The sequence below is a fragment of the Pseudomonas sp. 05T35 genome (genome assembly GCF_056396605.1).
Genome location: NZ_JBFTLU010000500.1, coordinates 1 through 3,134 on the forward strand (window position 1 = coordinate 1; position 3,134 = coordinate 3,134).

Below are 3,134 nucleotides of genomic sequence, written 5' to 3' on the forward strand. Positions count from 1 at the left end.
GTTCAGCCATAGAGTTGGTTGCCATCGGCTTGATCGGACCGAAGAAAACAATCAGTAAGTTGACCGGTAATCTTTCGCTGTTCAAATGACAAGGAGGTTGTAGTGTACGCTTTATTCAAGCCTGAGCTTCTGGAGTTGGCACGTACAGTTCATCAGCAACATGCAGTGTTTGAGAAGGATGGTATCTCCATCGGGGAGTTGAATGATATTCAGCTTGGGCGTATTAAAAACATACTCCGCTATGTCAAGGCGTATTCGCCTTTTTATCAGGATAGATTGTCTGGTTTATCCAGTAGTGCCATAGATGAACTCGACTGGAATGCGTTCCGGAAACTGCCGTTCACCACCAAGAACGATTTGCGCGAGGCAGGTCATGGCATGGCGGCCGCGCCATTGACGAACGCCTGGATCTACTACGAAACCACAGGTACTACCGGAGCGGCGACACCTTGTCCGCGCAACGAGCATGATTCGATATTCAATAACACGCCGCTGATCCTTCGTTACAGCGAGCTGTTTCGTGCCCACGGTCAGCAACATATTGTCGGCGTGATGGGGCCTACGGAGTTGCACTCGACCGGCGATACGTTTGAAGACGTCTGTCGCAGCCTTGGCCACACCGTCGTGAAAATGTGGCCGCGATCGCCCGTTGTCGGGTTGGATCGTGCCGTCACGCTGATCAGGGAGCTGAAGATCACGGCCCTGGTCTGCACACCGGCAGTCGCCATCAGTCTGGCCAGGCATTTGATCAAAAAGGGCCAGAGCCCCTCGGATCTGGGCGTAAAGCTGATTTTCACCCTGGGTGAACTGACCACTCCTGCATTGCTGCGCAATATCGGCGATGTGTGGGGCAGTGCGGTGTACAACTGCATGTATGCCTCGCAAGAGTCGTCGATCCTGGCCGCCTGCGACAAGGATGGCAATCTCTGCACGGTTCCCTTGAACGTGGTCTATGAGGTGGTCAACCCGCTGACGGGGAAAGTGCTGGATCCTGTGAATGCCAAAATGACCGGTGAATTGGTCATTACCCATCTTTACCAAGGGCAAAAACCACTGATTCGTTATCGCACCGGAGATATGGTCAGGGCTCAGGTGATGGGCAAGGGGCATTGGCAGATCATTCCTATCGGTCGGGTCAGGGATACGCTGGTCATCAACGGCCACAATCTCTGCGCCTACGACGTTGAGGCTGCACTATTCGAGCACCTCAAAGGTTGTCTGGATTACCACATCCAGGTGGAAACCGTGGGCGGTGAAGATCAGCTGAGCGTCACGTTGGAGTTGCAGCAGAACACCGCGTTCGACAACGACCTGGAGGCTGTTGCCAGTTCCATGGCGGACAGGCTCGGCGCTCGCGTCCACCTCACCGTTGGCCCCACCGATGCGGTTACCGGCACTGCGGCGATGGTCAGTTGGAAGGCCGCCAGGCTCCACGACAAGCGCAGCGGTAGCGACAATAACGAGCGTGAAACGGCATTGAACATTGCCGCGCGGAGGGCCTGATCATGACTGACGTACCCGGCAATACCCCGGCTACCCAGCGCAAGCCCCATCCATGGGTGTACTTTGATGGTCAGGTTGTCGCCGCTGCAGAAGCGCTGATACCGGTAACGACCCAGGCATTCAATTACGGCACCGCTGTCTTCGAGGGCATTCGTGCCTATGTCGCCAGTAACGGTGAATTGAATGTCTTCAGGCTGGATGATCACCTGAAGCGACTGGAGAATTCTGCCAGGCTGCTGCAGTTGGAAAGCCTGCCGTGTCGCGCCGAGATGAAGGCAATCATCCTCGACTTACTGCGACGTAACGAGGCTTCGACCGAGAGCTATATCCGGCCTCTGGCCTACAAGAAAGCGCTGCTGCCTGGGGTTGGTTTTGGCGTGAAGCTCTCGGGGGTCAGCACTGGCCTGGTGATCAATACCCTGGGCATGGGCGCCTACATGCCTGCCGGCGGTATTCGCTGCGCCATCTCGAGTTGGCGGCGTATTCCCGATGTTTCGCTTCCCGCGCGGGCCAAAATCACCGGCAGTTATGCCAATTCGGCGTTGGCCATGGAGTCGGCGCAACGCAATGGGTTTGACGATGCGTTGATGTTGAACGTGCACGGCAATCTGGCCGAGTCGACGACCTCCAATGTCTTCATCGTGAAAGACGGTTGTCTTATCACGCCGCCATTGAGCGCTCATATTCTTGAAGGCATTACCCGCGATTCGGTGATTACCCTGGCCAGGGAAGAATTGGGATTGAAAGTCGTCGAGCGAGATATTTCGTTTTCCGAACTGTTTTCAGTCGACGAGTGCTTCCTGGCCGGTACCGGCGTCGAGATCGTACCTGTGACGCAAATTGATCACTACGTGCTGCAAGAGAGCGGGGTAGGCGAAACAAGTGCTGCGATCAGGAGCCTCTACCAGGAAACGGTAAGAGGTCGGAATAGCAAATACGCCCATTGGTTGAGCCCGGTATCCAATTGATCGCTCTGGAGAGTCATGACTATGGACAGTAAATTCTTGAATTTGGGTGTTGGCGATTGGCGCGATGTGATGATTCATACCCTGGGGCCCAGCGGGACCAGCAGTGAAGCAGCCGCCGGCTTTTTCAGTGATTGGTTTGGGCGTCGATATCCAGGCTCACGCGTACAGGTCAATCTCAGCGACTCTTACGAGCATGCCCGCTCCAGCATGGACGAGAACGTTCCAAGGGTAATGATCGTAGCCAATGCCTACCCGCAGATTCATAACTTCTACATGGACCCGCGGTTAAGCCTGGTGGCGACCTTCGTGTTCGATACGCCGCTGTACGGATTGGCGAGCAAGGGACCGCTAACCACCGCAAAACTGACGGTCGCCACTCATCCCGCGCCGCTTCTCCTGATCAAGGAACTCTTGCCTCAGGACCTGGAGGTCGACTCCGTGATCCTTGCACTTTCCACCAGCGCTGCCGCGGCAGCGGCAGCCAGGGGCGAGGTCGACGTAGCACTGACCACGGAAGTGGCGGCCAACATCCACGGGTTGAAATTTATCTCGAGCACCCGTCCGATCCGGATGCTCTGGTCTGTCTTCGCGCTGACCCGCTGGAGCGCACTGCCGACGGAAGCCAATTTGTACGGCAGCTGATCGTAACACCCTGCCTGACCC

Annotated in this window: 3 protein-coding genes; all 3 read left to right on the forward strand. The window is 56.1% G+C overall.

All coding sequences use genetic code 11. The annotated features are described in order from the left end of the window. Nucleotides 1-102: 102 nt before the first annotated feature. From AC1DH9_RS26015 to AC1DH9_RS26025, 3 genes are read left to right on the forward strand one after another with little or no spacing between them, the layout of a single operon-like run. Nucleotides 103-1,503 (forward strand): phenylacetate--CoA ligase family protein, encoded by a 1,401-nt coding sequence (locus AC1DH9_RS26015; RefSeq protein WP_427536415.1) that lies wholly within the window; start codon nucleotides 103-105, stop codon nucleotides 1,501-1,503. A 2-nt stretch (nucleotides 1,504-1,505) separates the two neighbouring features. After that, nucleotides 1,506-2,471, forward strand: coding sequence for a branched-chain amino acid transaminase (locus AC1DH9_RS26020; RefSeq protein WP_427536417.1), 966 nt, complete (start codon nucleotides 1,506-1,508; stop codon nucleotides 2,469-2,471). A gap of 21 nt (nucleotides 2,472-2,492) precedes the next feature. After that, the gene (locus AC1DH9_RS26025; protein ID WP_427536419.1) at nucleotides 2,493-3,113 is read left to right on the forward strand and encodes a bacilysin biosynthesis protein BacA; all 621 of its coding nucleotides are present in this window, start codon (nucleotides 2,493-2,495) and stop codon (nucleotides 3,111-3,113) included. Nucleotides 3,114-3,134 lie beyond the last annotated feature (21 nt).

Coding starts and splice junctions, on each gene's coding strand:
- AC1DH9_RS26020 (WP_427536417.1), top strand. CDS start 1,506: ATGACTGACGTACCCGGCAATACCCCGGCTACCCAGCGCAAGCCCCAT.
- AC1DH9_RS26025 (WP_427536419.1), top strand. CDS start 2,493: ATGGACAGTAAATTCTTGAATTTGGGTGTTGGCGATTGGCGCGATGTG.